The sequence below is a fragment of the Sphaerisporangium sp. NPDC051011 genome, assembly GCF_040653595.1.
Classification (GTDB): domain Bacteria; phylum Actinomycetota; class Actinomycetes; order Streptosporangiales; family Streptosporangiaceae; genus Sphaerisporangium.
In genome coordinates this window covers 225,936-239,332 of the sequence record NZ_JBFAGG010000012.1, presented here as the reverse complement: position 1 = coordinate 239,332, position 13,397 = coordinate 225,936, and the positions used below count along the sequence as shown (strand labels likewise).

Sequence of the window (13,397 nt, the reverse complement as noted above, 5' to 3'; positions counted from 1 at the left end):
CCGGCCACTTAACGGTCTGGTATCGACGTCTTGACGCGGACATACGCCGCAGGTGCAATGTCACGCACCGTGTGGGACGGCGCTGTTTCGCGAGGAGAAGAGACGATGGGCAGATCGCGTATTTCGATGATCGCGGCGATGCTGGCGGCCGCGAGCCTGCTGACCGCCGGATGCGGGCAGGGACTGCTGGACGGCGGCTCGAACTCCGGGGGAGACGAGGGACCCATCACGCTCGGGATGCTGATCCCGCAGTCCGGCAGCGAGGCCGCCATCGGCCCGTACATGCAGAACGCCGCCCAGCTCGCCGTGGACGAGATCAACGGCAAGGGCGGCGTCCTCGGCCGCAAGCTGGAGCTCAAGATCGCCGACGACGCCTGCGACGCGCAGACCGCCGTCGCGGGCGCCAACAAGCTCGTCACCGAGGGGATCAAGATCTCCGTCGGCGGCTACTGCTCCGGCGCCACGCTGCCAACCCTGCCGGTCTTCGGCAAGGCGAACATCCCGATGATCATCCCTGCGGCGAACTCGCAGGAACTCGTCGATCAGCACCTCAAGCACGTCTTCCTGATCAACGGCACCGGCACGCAGCAGGCGACCGCGGCCATGGCCTGGATGACCAAGCAGGGCGCCAAGAGCGTCGCGCTGATGCACGACAACACCAGTTACTCCAAGGACATCGCCGTCCGCACCCAGAAGCTGCTCGACGAGGCCGGCGGCCCCGAGACGGCCATCCTCGAGGCGGTGACGCCCAAGGAGAGCGACTACAGCGCGAACATCCACAACATCCTGGCCAAGAAGCCCGACTTCGTCTACTGGACCGGCTACTTCCAGGAGGGCGGCCTGATCATCCGCCAGCTCCGCCAGGCCGGGTACAAGGGCGGCATCATGGTCGGCGACGGCGCGGTGTCGCCGAAGCTCGCCGAGATCGCCGGGGGCGACGCCGAGGGCGTGTACGCCACGATGACCCAGACCCCCGAGACGCTGCAGGGCGCCGAGGGCTGGATCGCCGCCTACAAGAAGAAGTTCAACGCCGACCCCGGCCCGTACTCCAACCAGGCCTACGACGGCGTCCGGCTGGCCGCCGAGGCGGTCTCCAAGGCCGGGTCCACCGACGGCGCCAAGGTGATCGCCGCGCTGGAGGCCATCGACGGCTTCCAGATGTTCTCCGGCCCGCTGAAGTTCACCGCCGACCACACCCTGTCCACCGGCGGCTTCCAGATCCTGGTCGTGAAGTCCGGCAGGTTCGCCCTGCAGGACGCGCTCAAGTGACCGTGCCGGCCGGGCCCCGCATGGCGGCGTCCCCCCGCGGTGACCACCCCTTGATCCGCACGGCGATCCCCCCGGCGGCCGGCGCACACACCGCGCCCGGCCGCCGCGGCCTCGAAGGAGGCACGACATGGCACAACTGATCTGGAACGGGGTGTTCGTCGGCTCCTTCTACGCGCTGGTGGCGCTCGGCTACAGCATGGTCTACGGGATCATGAAGCTGCTGAACTTCGCCCACGGCGACATCTACATGCTGGGCGCCTTCACCGGCTTCGCGGTCCTCGGAGCGGTGGGCGGCGTCTCGCCGGGCATGGCGCTGCCCGTGCTGCTCGGCGTCCTCGTCGTCACGATGGGCGTGACCGGCCTGTCCGGTGTCGTCCTTGAGCGCGTCGCCTACCGTCCGCTGCGCGGCGCGCCGCGGCTGTCCCTGCTGATCACGGCGGTCGGCGCCTCGTTCGCGCTGGAGTACGGCATGCGCGCCGCCGCCGGCGCCGACCCGCGGGTCTACCCGCTCAGGCTCGGCGGCACGTCCGTCGAAGTGCTCGGCGCGCGCGTCACCCTCCAGCAGATCGCGCTGATCATCGTCGCGGTCGTGCTCATGGCGGCACTGAACGTGCTGGTCATCCGTACCCGCGAGGGCCGCGCCATGCGGGCCATCGCCCTGGACCCGCGCACGGCCGCGCTCATGGGCATCAACGTCAACGCGGTCATCTCCCGGACGTTCTTCCTCGGCTCGGCGCTCGCGGGCGCGGCCGGTGTGATGGCCGGGGCCTACTACGGCAAGATCGACTTCCTGATGGGCTTCCTCATCGGGCTCAAGGCGTTCACCTCGGCTGTCATCGGCGGCATCGGCAACATCACCGGCACCATGCTCGGCGGCCTGCTGCTCGGCCTGCTGGAGTCGTTCGGCACCTACTGGCTCGGCGGCGAGTGGCGCGACGTGTTCGCCTTCGGCGTGCTGATCCTGTTCCTGACCGTGCGGCCCACCGGCCTGCTCGGCGAGCGCGTGACGGAGCGCGTATGATCGCGCCCACCCCGAAGCCCGATCAGAAGCCCACCCCCGTCCGGCCGCGCAAGGGGACGGCGCTCGGCCGCGCGACCACGCGCCTGTTCGACAGCAGGTGGGCGGGCCTCGCCGGGCTCGCCGTCGCGGTGCTGGCCCCGTTCGTCATCGCCACGCCGTACGCGCTGTCGGTCATGACCAGCGCGGCGATCTTCGTGATGCTCGCCTCCGGGCTGAACATCGTCGTCGGCTTCTGCGGCCTGCTCGACCTCGGGTACGTCGCCTTCTTCGCCGCCGGCGCCTACACCAGCGGCGTGCTCAGTACCCGGCTCGGGCTCCCGCTGCTCGCCACCGTGCCCGCCGTGATCGCCGTCACCGTCGTCGCGGGCATCGTGGTCGGCGCCCCAACCCTGCGGCTGCGCAGCGACTACCTGGCCATCGTGACGCTCGGCTTCGGCGAGATCATCCGTATCACCGCCAACAACCTTGACATCACGGGCGGTCCCTCGGGCATCTACGGCATCCCCGGCCTGGCGGGTGGCCCGGTCGTCTTCTACTACCTCGTCGTGGCGATCGTCTCGGTCGCCGTCATCGGCGCCTCCCGGCTCGGCCGCTCCCGCCTCGGACGGGCCTGGCGGTTCGTCCGCGAGGACGAGGACGCCGCCGAGGCCATGGGCGTGCACACCTACCGCGTCAAGCTCGCCGCCTACATCGCGGGCGCCGTCTGGGGCGGTCTGGCGGGCGTGCTGTTCGCCGCGCAACTCTCGGCGATCTCGCCGGGCAGCTTCACGTTCCTGCAGTCGGCGCTCGTCCTCATGGCCGTCGTGCTGGGCGGCATGGGCTCGACCCCGGGCGTGGTCATCGGCGCGATCGTCATCAGCCTGCTGCCCGAGGTGCTGCGCGACTTCGCCGGCTATCGATTCTTCGCCTTCGGCGTCCTGCTCATCCTCGTCATGCTGGTCCGCCCGCAGGGACTGTGGCCGCACCGCTCCCGGGAGGCGGGCTCATGACCCTGCTGTCGGTCCAGGACCTGCGCCTGTCGTTCGGCGGCCTGCTGGCCATCGACGGCCTGAGCTTCTCCGTCGGAGAGGCCGAGATCGTCTCGGTGATCGGCCCCAACGGCGCGGGCAAGACCTCCGCCTTCAACTGCGTGACCGGGTTCTACAAGCCCACCGCCGGGCGGATCACCCTGTCCGGCAGGGACGTCACCGGCATGCGCCCGTCCAGGATCGCGGGGCTCGGCGTGGCGCGGACGTTCCAGAACCTGCGCCTGTTCGGCGAGATGTCCGTCCTGGACAACGTCCGCGCCGGGGCCCACCTGTGGCTGCGCCAGAACTTCCTCGACGCGCTGCTGCACACCCCGCGTTACCGGCGCACCGAGCGCGAGTGCACCGAGCAGGCCCACCACTGGCTGGACTTCGTCGGCCTGCGCGGCGACCGCTTCGGCCAGGCCCGCGCCCTGCCGTACGGCGAGCAGCGGCGGGTGGAGATCGCCCGCGCGCTGGCCCGCAGGCCGGGGCTGCTGCTGCTCGACGAGCCCGCCGCCGGGCTCAACCACGGCGAGAAGGCCGAGATGCCGGACCTGATCCGCAGGGTCCGCGGCCTCGGCATCGCCACCGTGCTCATCGAGCACGACATGGGGCTGGTCATGGAGGTGTCCGAACGGGTGGTCGTGCTCAACTTCGGCCGCGAGATCGCCGACGGCCGTCCCGAGGACGTCCGCCGCGACCCCGCCGTCATCGAGGCCTACCTCGGCAAGGACGAGGACGAGGCCGGCGAGAACGGCGGGGACGCCTCGGAGGAACACCAGGGAGGCCGCGATGGCGGCGCTTGAGGTCGAGGGACTCGACGTCCACTACGGCGGCGTGCACGCCCTGCGCGGCATGTCGCTGACCGTCGGGGAGGGCGAGATCGTCGCGCTGCTCGGCAACAACGGCGCGGGCAAGACCACCACGCTCTCGGCGATCTCCGGCCTGGTGCGCCCGAGCACCGGCGCGGTCGTGTTCGACGGCCGGGACCTCACCCGGGCCAGGCCCGAGGCCATCGTCCGGGCGGGCCTGGTGCACGTCCCTGAGGGACGCCGCGTTTTCAGCACGCTGACCGTCCATGAGAACCTGCTGATCGGCGGGTATCTCGTCCGGGACAAGGCCGAGATCCGCCGGCGCGTCGACCGGGTCTACGCTCTGCTGCCGCGCCTCGCCGAGCGGCGCGCCCAGCAGGGCGGCACGCTGTCGGGCGGCGAGCAGCAGATGCTCGCCATCGGCCGCGCGCTGGTCTCCGGCCCCCGGATGCTGCTCCTGGACGAGCCGTCCATGGGCCTGGCGCCGCTCGTCGTCGCGTCGGTCATGGAACTGGTCCGCGAGGTCAACCTGGAGGGGGTGTCGGTCCTGCTGGTCGAGCAGAACGCCAAGGCCGCGCTGAGGATCGCGCATCGCGGGTACGTGATCGAGAGCGGCGCGTGCGTGCTCGGCGGGTCCGCGGCCGAGCTGCGCGGCGACTCCCGGGTCGTCGAGGCCTACCTGGGCGGGGTCTGACCATGGGACCGGAGTTCGAGGCCGCGATCGAGACGGTCGACCACCACACCGGCGGGGAGCCGTTCCGCGTCGTCACGGCGGGCGCGCCGGACATCCCCGGCCGGACGGTCCTGGAGCGCAGGACCCGCGCGGCCTGTCTCGCCGAGCCGGTGGGCGGGGCCGTCGCCGCCGGGCCGGGGCTCGCGCTGTTCACGAGTGTCGGCATGGCCTGGGAGGATCTGGTCGTGGCGGACGCCGTCCACGCCGCGTGGACGGGCAGATGAGCCGGAAGGGGATGCCGGGATGACGACCGGGGCCGAGCGGGCCATGACCGAGGAGGGCCGGCTCCACCTGCCGGCCATGAGCGGGCGCCAGAGCCTGCGCGAGCAGGTCGCGCAGGCCCTGAGGGACGCGCTGGTCGCCGCGGAGATGCGCCCGGGCGTCGTCTACTCGGCGCCGGTGCTGGCCGCCCAGTTCGGCGTCTCGGCGACGCCCGTGCGCGAGGCCATGCTCGACCTGGCCAAGGAGGGGCTCGTCGAGGCCGTGCGCAACAAGGGCTTCCGGGTCACCGAGCTGTCCGAGCGCGAGCTGGACGAGCTCACCGAGATCCGCGCGCTGCTGGAGGTGCCGACGGTCGCCCGCCTGGCCGACGCCTCGCGGGCGGAGGAGTTCGAGGCGTTGCGGCCGGTGGCCCTGGAGATCGTCGCGGCGGCCGAATCCGGCGACCTGCTGGCCTACGTCAACGCCGACCTGCGCTTCCACGTCGACCTGCTGCGGCTGGCGGGCAACGCCCACCTGGTCGAGATCGCCCGCGACCTGAGGTACCGCGCCCGGCTGTACGGCCTGAAGGGGCTGTCGGAGCGCGGCACGCTCGTCAACTCTGCCCGCGAGCACCTGGACATCCTGGACGCCCTGGTGCGCGGGGACGGCGAGGCCGCCCGGCGCGTGATCGAGCACCACATCCGGCACGTCCGGGGCATCTGGGCCGACCGTCCGGAGTGACCGGGCGTCTCGCCTCTCATCACCTGAGGTCGAGACCGGGTGCCCGCGCGAGGTCAAGGCGTGAGACCGGGCCGCCGCTCCCGGCCACGCCCCGGGATCGGGCGGCCCCATGGCGTCCGCTCGTGCCTCCCAGGCGTTTCCCGGCGCGCTCAGGAGGAGCGAGTGGCCCCGACCGAGGCGATGACCACGCAGCCGATCGCCGCCCACTCGCGCAGGTCCAGGAACTCGCCGAGGACGAACAGGCCCACCAGCGCGGCGGCCGCCGGCTCCAGGCTCATGAGGATGCCGAAGACCCGCTTCGGCATCCGGCGCAGCGCCTCAAGCTCCAGGCTGTAGGGGATGACCGACGAGAGCAGGCCGACCCCCGCGCTCAGCAGCAACAGCTCGGGACGCAGCAGGTCCGCGCCGCCGGTCGCGATCCCGGCGGGCGCGGTCACCGCCACCGCGACGATCATGGCGAAGGACAGCCCGCTCGTCCCGGGGAACCGCCTGCCCACGGCCGCCGACAGCAGGATGTACGCCGCCCAGCACGCGCCCGCCAGCGCGGCGAAGCCGATGCCGAGCCAGCTGAGACCGCTGCCGCCGTTCCACGGGGCCAGCAGGACGATGCCGAGCGCCGCCAGCACCACCCACAGCAGGTCCGTCCGGCGGCGGGAGGCCGCGACGGCGACGCCGAGCGGGCCGAGGAACTCGATCGCCACGCAGATGCCCATCGGCAGCCGGGCCAGGCCCTCGTAGAACGTGATGTTCATGACCCCGAGGGTGACGCCGAAGGCCACCCCGGCGGCCAGGTCGCGCCGCGTCAGCCCCCGCAGGCGCGGCCGGGCCACGACGCCCAGGATCAGCGCCCCGGTGGCGACGCGCAGGAAGACCACGGCGGTCGGCGGGAGCTCGGCGAACAGGTCCTTGGCGAAGCCCGCGCCGATCTGCACCGACAGGATCGCCAGGACCACCAGCCCCGACGGGGGCACGGCTCCGGCCGCCGCACGGGCGAGGGAGCCGGGCCGCGGGCGATCCCGCGAGAACGGCCCGTCGGAGATGGACAGGGTCGGCACGGTCATGGGGGTCCACTCGCGTTCTGGATGCGGCCGGGGGTCGGGGGAATGCCCGGCCGGCCGCGGGGACACCGCGCCCGAGGGCACGCCTCAGTGCCCTACCAGGAATACAAGACGCCGCTCAACCGCCCGCGCGCGGGGTCACTCCGCGGGTTTGAGGGCCGTGACGGCGAAGGCGGCTCCGAAGGGGTCGGCGAGCACGGCCGACCGCCCCTGCGGCAGGCCACGGGGCCGCTCGACCACCGTGGCGCCGCGCTCGGCGGCGAGGGCCACGACGGCGTCGCAGTCGCGGACGGCGAAGTGGACCAGCCAGCGGGCCCGCGCTCCGCCCGGAAGCGCGCCGCTGGCCGGGGTCATGCCCGCGACCGGCCTGCCGTCCACCAGCCACTCGGTGCGCTCCCCGCCGGGGACGCCCCGGGCCGCCCAGCCGAACACCTCCGGGTAGAACGCCTTGGCGTCCTCGGGGTCGCACGTGTCCAGCGCGGCCCAGCACGTCGATACCGGCTCGCCGACGAGCTGCGCGCCGAAGTGGCGCCCGGGCTCCCAGACCATGAAGGCCGCCCCCGCCGGGTCCTCGAACACGGCCATGGTGCCCTCGTCGAAGACCTGGACCGGTCCGGTGGACACCCGCCCCCCGGCCTCCTTGACCCGGTCGGCGACCGACTCGGCGTCTCCGGTGGCGATGTAGGTGTTCCAGGCCGGGGGCCTGCCGGGGCCCGACGTGGGCCCGACGCCCGCGACGAGCTTGCCGTCCTGCCGGAACGTCCCGTAGCCGCCCGCCTCGGGGGCCGGATCGAAACCGGCGCGCCACCCGAAGATCTCCTCGTAGAAGGCCGCCGACGCGCGGGGGTCGGGGCTCGAGAGATCCGCCCAGCAGGGCACGCCGGGCTGGTAACCGCTACGGGCCGGCATTGCGGACCTCCCTTGCCGCGGACGCCGCGCGCCCGGTCTGGCGGACGGCACGGCGCCAGCGTCACACGGCGCGCCCTCCCCGCGGGCGGCGACCGGCCGCCTTGGCCCGAGGCGCCCGCAAGCTTTACCTCCCTTTACCGTGACGCGGCCCTGGCGGCGCGGTCCGGCGCGGGGACCGCCCCAGGTGGTCCCTAGACTCGTCAGCATGGACTCCCCAGCCGTCGCGCTCACCGACCTGGTCAAGCGATACGGCCGCACTCTCGCCGTCGACGGCCTGACGCTGAGCGCCGAGCGCGGCGCGGTCACGGCCATCCTCGGCCCGAACGGCGCCGGGAAGACCTCGACGGTCGAGATCTGCGAGGGGTTCCGCAAGGCGGACGGCGGCACCGTCCGCGTGCTCGGCCTCGACCCCGCGCGCGCCGCCGCCGCGCTCAAGCCCCGCATCGGCGTGATGCTGCAGGCCGGCGGCGTGCCCCCGGCCATCCGGGCGGGGGAGTGGCTGCGGCTGGTCGCCCGCTTCCACGCCCATCCCCTCGACCCCGGGGCCCTGCTCGACCGGCTCGGGCTGTCCGAGCACGCCCGCACCCCCTACCGCCGCCTGTCGGGCGGCCAGCAGCAGCGCCTGTCGCTCGCCGCCGCCGTCGTCGGCCGGCCCGAGCTGGTCTTCCTGGACGAGCCGACCGCCGGGCTCGACCCGCAGGCCCGGCACGCCTGCTGGGACGTGGTCGGCGAGCTGCGCGCCCGCGGGGTGTCCACGGTGCTGACCACCCACCACATGGACGAGGCCGAGAAGCTCGCCGACAAGGTCGTCATCATCGACCGGGGCACCGTGGTCGCCGAGGGCAGCCCGCGCTCGCTGACGGGCGCCGAGCGGCAGCTCCGCTTCCGCGCCAGGTCGGGCCTGGATCTGGACGAGCTGCTCACCGCCCTGCCCGCCGGTACTGCCGCCAAGGAGTCGCCGAGCGGCCACTACGTCATCGAGGGGCACGTCGGCCCCGAGCTGCTCGGCACGGTCACCGCGTGGTGCGCCGCCGAGGGCGTCACCGCCGACGACCTCAGCGTCGAGCGGCGCACCCTGGAGGACGTCTTCCTCGAACTGACCGGAAGGGAGCTCCGGTGACCACCGCGCTGGACTTCACGCCGCGCCCGGGCGCCGCGCCGCTGCGCCGCATGGTGCTGGCCCAGACCGCGGCCGAGGTGCGGGCGGTGCTGCGCAACGGCGAGCAGCTCCTGCTCACCCTGATCATCCCGCTGCTCGTGCTCGTCGGCTTCTCGGCCGCGCCGCTGCTGGAGGTGCCCGGACGGCGCATCGACTTCGTCGCGCCCGGGGTGCTCGCCCTGGCGATCATGTCGACGGCGTTCACCGGCCAGGCGATCGGCACCGGCTTCGAGCGCCGGTACGGCGTGCTCAAGCGCCTCGGCGCCACGCCGCTGTCGCGCGCGGGGCTGATGCTGGCCAAGACCCTCGCCGTGATCGTCGTCGAGGTGCTGCAGTTCGCCGTCATCGCGGCCGTGGCCCTCGCGCTCGGGTGGCGGCCGCACGGCGACCCGCTGGGGGCGGTCGCCTGGGTGCTGGTGACGGTCCTCGCCGGGACGGCGGCGTTCAGCGGGCTCGCGCTGCTCATGGCGGGCACGCTGCGCGCCGAGGCGACGCTGGCGGCGGCCAACCTCGTCTACCTGGTGCTGCTGGGGCTCGGCGGCGTGGTGGTGCCGGTGACGTCGTTCCCGCACGCGCTGCGCGTGGTGGCCGAGGTGCTGCCCATCACGGCCCTGACCGGGGGCCTGCGGTCGATCCTGGCCCAGGGCGCCGGGCTCCCGGTGCGCGAGCTGCTGATCCTGCTCGCGTGGGCCGCGGTGACGCTGACCCTCGCCGCCCGCACGTTCCGCTGGGAGTGACGAAGCCCCAGGTTAGGTAAGCCTTACCTGCGTGACGGACTGCATTCCTCCAGCGTGCCGTTCGGGTTGTGCCTCGGGAAGGAATTACGGCACACTGATGTTGTGAAAAACGTGGCCGGGATGACGAACGCCGAGAAGGGCGCCGAGCGCGGTACACGCGCGCGCGTCGCTCGGCTGATCCTGGAACACGGCCCCGTCGACGCCGCCGCGCTGGGCGAGCGGCTGGGGCTTACGCCCGCGGCGGTCCGCCGCCATCTGGACGCGCTGCTCACCGAGGGATTGATAGAGCCTCGCACCGCACGGCCACGGGGGCAGCGGGGGCGGGGCAGGCCGGCGAAGCTGTTCGTCATCACCGACGCGGGCCGCAGCGCCTTCGAGCACGCCTATGACGGCCTCGCGGGCAGCGCGCTGCGCTTCCTGGCCGAGCGCATGGGCGAGGAGGCCGTGGCCGAGTTCGCCAGATCCCAGGTCAGTGGCCTGGTCAGACGCCTTGAGCCGTTGATGCGCGAGGTCCCCGCCGACCAGCGGGTGCGCGTGCTGGCCGAGGCACTGACGGCCGACGGCTACGCCGCGTCGGCCAGCAGGGCCAAGTCCGGCGGCGAGCAACTGTGCCAGCACCACTGCCCGGTCGCGCACGTGGCGGCGGAGTTCCCGCAGCTCTGCGAGGCCGAGACCGAGGCGTTCGGGCATCTGCTCGGCACGCCGGTGCAGCGCCTGGCGACGATCGCCCACGGCGACGGGGTGTGCACGACCCACGTCAGCCCGAGGGCGCTGGCGTCCCAGCGCATCACGCAGGGCACGCGTGACGACTCCGACCCGACCGTCGGCAATTCGCGGAACTCGATCGATAAGAGCAAGGAGACCGGAAGGTGACTGTCACCGACCGCCCGGAGCTTGAGGGCCTCGGGAACTATAAGTTCGGCTGGGCCGATCCCGACGTGGCCGGTGCCACCGCGCGCCGTGGCCTGTCCGAGGAGGTCGTGCGTGATATCTCCGCGCTGAAGAACGAGCCGGAGTGGATGCTCGACCTTCGCCTCAAGGGCCTCCGCCTGTTCGGCAAGAAGCCTCTGCCGAGCTGGGGCTCCGACCTCACGGGCATCGACTTCGACAACATCAAGTACTTCGTCCGCTCCACCGAGAAGCAGGCCGCTTCCTGGGAGGAGCTCCCCGCGGACATCAAGAACACCTACGACAAGCTCGGTATCCCCGAGGCGGAGAAGCAGCGCCTGATCGCCGGCGTCGCCGCCCAGTACGAGTCCGAGGTGGTCTACCACAAGATCCGCGAGGACCTCGAGGAGAAGGGCGTCATCTTCCTCGACACCGACACCGGCCTCAAGGAGCACCCTGAGCTGTTCAAGGAGTACTTCGGGTCGGTCATCCCGGTGGGCGACAACAAGTTCGCCTCGCTGAACAGCGCGGTGTGGTCGGGCGGCTCGTTCATCTACGTGCCGCCGAACGTGCAGGTCGAGATCCCGCTCCAGGCCTACTTCCGGATCAACACCGAGAACATGGGCCAGTTCGAGCGCACGCTGATCATCGTCGACGAGGGCTCGTACGTCCACTACGTCGAGGGCTGCACGGCGCCGATCTACTCCTCCGACTCGCTGCACAGCGCGGTCGTCGAGATCATCGTGAAGAAGAACGCCCGCTGCCGGTACACGACCATCCAGAACTGGTCGAACAACGTCTACAACCTGGTGACCAAGCGCGCCGTCGCCTACGAGGGCGCCACCATGGAGTGGATCGACGGCAACATCGGCTCCAAGGTCACGATGAAGTACCCGGCCGTCTACCTCATGGGCGAGCACGCCAAGGGCGAGACCCTGAGCGTCGCCTTCGCCGGCGAGGGCCAGCACCAGGACGCAGGCGCCAAGATGGTGCACCTCGCGCCGAAGACCTCCTCGACGATCGTCTCCAAGTCGGTCGCGCGCGGCGGCGGGCGCACGTCCTACCGCGGCCTCGTCCAGATCGAGGAGGGCGCGGCGGGCTCGGCCTCCACCGTGAAGTGCGACGCCCTGCTCATCGACCAGATCAGCCGCTCGGACACCTACCCCTACGTCGACGTCCGCGAGGACGACGTCTCGATGGGCCACGAGGCCACGGTCTCCAAGGTGTCGGAGGACCAGCTCTTCTACCTGATGAGCCGCGGCCTCAACGAGGACGAGGCGATGGCGATGATCGTCCGCGGTTTCGTCGAGCCGATCGCGCGCGAGCTGCCCATGGAGTACGCCCTGGAGCTCAACCGCCTGATCGAGCTGCAGATGGAAGGGGCGGTGGGCTGACCATGGGCCTGGACACCAAGCCTCTCTCCACCCTGCACGGGAAGTCCTCCTACGACATCGGCGACTTCCCCGTGCCGACCGGGCGTGAGGAGTCCTGGCGGTTCACCCCGCTGTCGCGCCTGCGCGGCCTGCACGACGGCACCGCGCCGGTCACCGGCAGCGTCGTCGTCGAGGTGCACCCGTCCCCGGAGGTCTCGGTCGAGACCGTCGGCCGCGACGACCCCCGCGTCGGACAGGCCTACGTGCCGGCCGACCGGGTGAGCGTGCAGGCGTACACCTCGTTCGAGAAGGCCACCGTCATCACGGTGCCCAAGGAGGCCGTGACCTCCGAGCCCACCGTGGTGAACCTCCGCGGCGAGGGCGCGGGCGGCGCGACCTACGGCCACCTGGTCGTCCAGGTCGAGCCGCTGGCGCAGGCCGTGCTGATCCTCGACCACCGCGGCAGCGCCGTCTACGCCGACAACGTCGAGTTCGTCGTCGGCGAGGGCGCCTCGCTCAAGGTCGTCAGCCTCCAGGACTGGTCGGACGACGCGGTGCACGTCTCGCACCACCACGCCCAGCTCGGCAAGGACGCCACGTTCAAGAGCTTCGTCGTCACCCTCGGCGGAGACCTGGTGCGCCTGTCCCCGTCGGTCTCCTACACCGGGCGCGGCGGCGACGCCGACCTGAGCGGCCTGTACTTCGTGGACGCCGGCCAGCACCTCGAGCACCGCCTGCTGGTCGACCACACCGTGCCCGACTGCCGCAGCAAGGTCGACTACCGCGGCGCGCTGCAGGGCGACGAGGCGCACGCCGTGTGGATCGGCGACGTGATCATCCGCGTCGAGGCCACCGGCACCGACACCTACGAGCTCAACCGCAACCTCATCCTCACCGACGGCGCCCGCGCCGACTCGGTGCCCAACCTGGAGATCCTCACGGGCGAGGTCGCGGGGGCGGGGCACGCATCGGCCTCCGGCAGGCTGGACGACGAGCACACCTTCTACCTGCAGGCCCGGGGCATCCCCTACGAGGAGGCGCGCCGCCTCGTCGTGCGGGGGTACTTCGCCCAGCTCATCCAGAAGATCGAGGTCGAGGAGGTCCGCGACCGCGTACTCTCGGCCGTCGAGGCGGAGCTCGCGCGATGACCTTCGAAAAGGTCTGCACCCTCTCCGACATCCCGGACGGCGGCGTCGTCGGGGTCGAGGCCGGCGGGCTGCCTGTGGCACTGGTCCGCAGGGACGGCGAGGTCTTCGCCCTGCACGACGTCTGCTCGCACGCCGAGGTCCGGCTCAGCGAGGGCGAGGTGTACGACGACACGCTGGAATGCTGGCTGCACGGCTCGTGTTTCGACTTCCGCTCCGGCAAGCCGACCGGACCTCCCGCCACCCGTCCCGTCGCCGTGTACCGCGTGAAGCTCGAAGGCGACGACGTGCTCGTCTCGATCGACGCGGACGACACCGAACCAGCCCAAGATCAGGAGTCCTAA

Annotated in this window: 15 protein-coding genes; 13 read left to right on the top strand and 2 right to left on the bottom strand. The window is 72.0% G+C overall.

The genetic code is table 11. The annotated features are described in order from the left end of the window. Positions 1 to 105: 105 nt before the first annotated feature. The 7 genes from AB0H21_RS27400 (at position 106) to AB0H21_RS27370 (ending at position 5,784) form a co-directional block, all read left to right on the top strand. Positions 106 to 1,269 (top strand): branched-chain amino acid ABC transporter substrate-binding protein, encoded by a 1,164-nt coding sequence (locus AB0H21_RS27400; protein ID WP_358521870.1) that lies wholly within the window; start codon positions 106 to 108, stop codon positions 1,267 to 1,269. Between the two features lie 127 nt (positions 1,270 to 1,396). Continuing rightward, positions 1,397 to 2,290: a branched-chain amino acid ABC transporter permease gene (locus tag AB0H21_RS27395; protein ID WP_358521867.1), complete on the top strand. Its 894-nt coding sequence runs from the start codon at positions 1,397 to 1,399 to the stop codon at positions 2,288 to 2,290. Further along, positions 2,287 to 3,279 carry a branched-chain amino acid ABC transporter permease gene (locus tag AB0H21_RS27390; RefSeq protein WP_358521865.1) on the top strand — a complete coding sequence of 331 codons (993 nt, stop codon included), beginning with the start codon at positions 2,287 to 2,289 and terminating at the stop codon, positions 3,277 to 3,279. Before AB0H21_RS27395 ends, AB0H21_RS27390 begins: the two co-directional genes overlap by 4 nt. Then, entirely contained in the window at positions 3,276 to 4,103 is an 828-nt protein-coding gene (locus AB0H21_RS27385; protein ID WP_358521863.1) for an ABC transporter ATP-binding protein, read from the top strand. The genes AB0H21_RS27390 and AB0H21_RS27385 overlap by 4 nt, the downstream gene beginning before the upstream one ends. Beyond that, a complete protein-coding gene (locus AB0H21_RS27380) occupies positions 4,090 to 4,803 on the top strand; it encodes an ABC transporter ATP-binding protein (RefSeq protein ID WP_358521860.1) in 714 nt (237 codons plus the stop codon). Before AB0H21_RS27385 ends, AB0H21_RS27380 begins: the two co-directional genes overlap by 14 nt. Before the next feature lie 2 nt (positions 4,804 to 4,805). Further along, positions 4,806 to 5,066, top strand: a complete 261-nt coding sequence (locus AB0H21_RS27375; RefSeq protein ID WP_358521858.1) for a proline racemase family protein — start codon at positions 4,806 to 4,808, stop codon at positions 5,064 to 5,066. 19 nt (positions 5,067 to 5,085) lie between these two features. Beyond that, positions 5,086 to 5,784: a GntR family transcriptional regulator gene (locus AB0H21_RS27370; protein WP_358521856.1), complete on the top strand. Its 699-nt coding sequence runs from the start codon at positions 5,086 to 5,088 to the stop codon at positions 5,782 to 5,784. A gap of 149 nt (positions 5,785 to 5,933) precedes the next feature. On the opposite strand, the gene AB0H21_RS27365 is transcribed toward AB0H21_RS27370, so the two are convergent. Together AB0H21_RS27365 and AB0H21_RS27360 are read right to left on the bottom strand one after the other, a co-directional pair. After that, positions 5,934 to 6,845, bottom strand: a complete 912-nt coding sequence (locus tag AB0H21_RS27365; protein WP_358521853.1) for an EamA family transporter — start codon at positions 6,843 to 6,845, stop codon at positions 5,934 to 5,936. A gap of 135 nt (positions 6,846 to 6,980) precedes the next feature. After that, positions 6,981 to 7,751, bottom strand: a complete 771-nt coding sequence (locus tag AB0H21_RS27360) for a VOC family protein (protein ID WP_358521851.1) — start codon at positions 7,749 to 7,751, stop codon at positions 6,981 to 6,983. A gap of 205 nt (positions 7,752 to 7,956) precedes the next feature. On the opposite strand from AB0H21_RS27360, the gene AB0H21_RS27355 reads away from it, so the two are divergent. From AB0H21_RS27355 to AB0H21_RS27330, 6 genes are all read left to right on the top strand, one after another. Beyond that, complete coding sequence (locus AB0H21_RS27355; protein WP_358521848.1) at positions 7,957 to 8,871, top strand: ABC transporter ATP-binding protein; 915 nt, start codon at positions 7,957 to 7,959, stop codon at positions 8,869 to 8,871. 50 nt (positions 8,872 to 8,921) lie between these two features. Further along, positions 8,922 to 9,647, top strand: coding sequence for an ABC transporter permease (locus AB0H21_RS27350; protein ID WP_358522041.1), 726 nt, complete (start codon positions 8,922 to 8,924; stop codon positions 9,645 to 9,647). Positions 9,648 to 9,767: 120 nt separating this feature from the next. Continuing rightward, complete coding sequence (locus tag AB0H21_RS27345; RefSeq protein WP_358522038.1) at positions 9,768 to 10,520, top strand: MarR family transcriptional regulator; 753 nt, start codon at positions 9,768 to 9,770, stop codon at positions 10,518 to 10,520. Next, the gene (sufB, locus tag AB0H21_RS27340; RefSeq protein ID WP_358521845.1) at positions 10,517 to 11,929 is read left to right on the top strand and encodes a Fe-S cluster assembly protein SufB; all 1,413 of its coding nucleotides are present in this window, start codon (positions 10,517 to 10,519) and stop codon (positions 11,927 to 11,929) included. Before AB0H21_RS27345 ends, sufB begins: the two co-directional genes overlap by 4 nt. Before the next feature lie 2 nt (positions 11,930 to 11,931). Continuing rightward, complete coding sequence (sufD, locus tag AB0H21_RS27335) at positions 11,932 to 13,056, top strand: Fe-S cluster assembly protein SufD (protein ID WP_358521842.1); 1,125 nt, start codon at positions 11,932 to 11,934, stop codon at positions 13,054 to 13,056. Beyond that, positions 13,053 to 13,397: a non-heme iron oxygenase ferredoxin subunit gene (locus AB0H21_RS27330; protein ID WP_358521839.1), complete on the top strand. Its 345-nt coding sequence runs from the start codon at positions 13,053 to 13,055 to the stop codon at positions 13,395 to 13,397. The genes sufD and AB0H21_RS27330 overlap by 4 nt, the downstream gene beginning before the upstream one ends.

Bases quoted from the DNA above. Each gene is read 5' to 3' on its own strand.
- sufD (WP_358521842.1), top strand. From the start codon at position 11,932: ATGGGCCTGGACACCAAGCCTCTCTCCACCCTGCACGGGAAGTCCTCC.
- AB0H21_RS27375 (WP_358521858.1), top strand. From the start codon at position 4,806: ATGGGACCGGAGTTCGAGGCCGCGATCGAGACGGTCGACCACCACACC.
- AB0H21_RS27385 (WP_358521863.1), top strand. From the start codon at position 3,276: ATGACCCTGCTGTCGGTCCAGGACCTGCGCCTGTCGTTCGGCGGCCTG.
- AB0H21_RS27345 (WP_358522038.1), top strand. From the start codon at position 9,768: ATGACGAACGCCGAGAAGGGCGCCGAGCGCGGTACACGCGCGCGCGTC.
- AB0H21_RS27370 (WP_358521856.1), top strand. From the start codon at position 5,086: ATGACGACCGGGGCCGAGCGGGCCATGACCGAGGAGGGCCGGCTCCAC.
- AB0H21_RS27400 (WP_358521870.1), top strand. From the start codon at position 106: ATGGGCAGATCGCGTATTTCGATGATCGCGGCGATGCTGGCGGCCGCG.
- AB0H21_RS27350 (WP_358522041.1), top strand. From the start codon at position 8,922: ATGGTGCTGGCCCAGACCGCGGCCGAGGTGCGGGCGGTGCTGCGCAAC.
- AB0H21_RS27355 (WP_358521848.1), top strand. From the start codon at position 7,957: ATGGACTCCCCAGCCGTCGCGCTCACCGACCTGGTCAAGCGATACGGC.
- AB0H21_RS27395 (WP_358521867.1), top strand. From the start codon at position 1,397: ATGGCACAACTGATCTGGAACGGGGTGTTCGTCGGCTCCTTCTACGCG.
- AB0H21_RS27390 (WP_358521865.1), top strand. From the start codon at position 2,287: ATGATCGCGCCCACCCCGAAGCCCGATCAGAAGCCCACCCCCGTCCGG.
- AB0H21_RS27330 (WP_358521839.1), top strand. From the start codon at position 13,053: ATGACCTTCGAAAAGGTCTGCACCCTCTCCGACATCCCGGACGGCGGC.
- AB0H21_RS27360 (WP_358521851.1), bottom strand. From the start codon at position 7,751: ATGCCGGCCCGTAGCGGTTACCAGCCCGGCGTGCCCTGCTGGGCGGAT.
- AB0H21_RS27380 (WP_358521860.1), top strand. From the start codon at position 4,090: ATGGCGGCGCTTGAGGTCGAGGGACTCGACGTCCACTACGGCGGCGTG.
- AB0H21_RS27365 (WP_358521853.1), bottom strand. From the start codon at position 6,845: ATGACCGTGCCGACCCTGTCCATCTCCGACGGGCCGTTCTCGCGGGAT.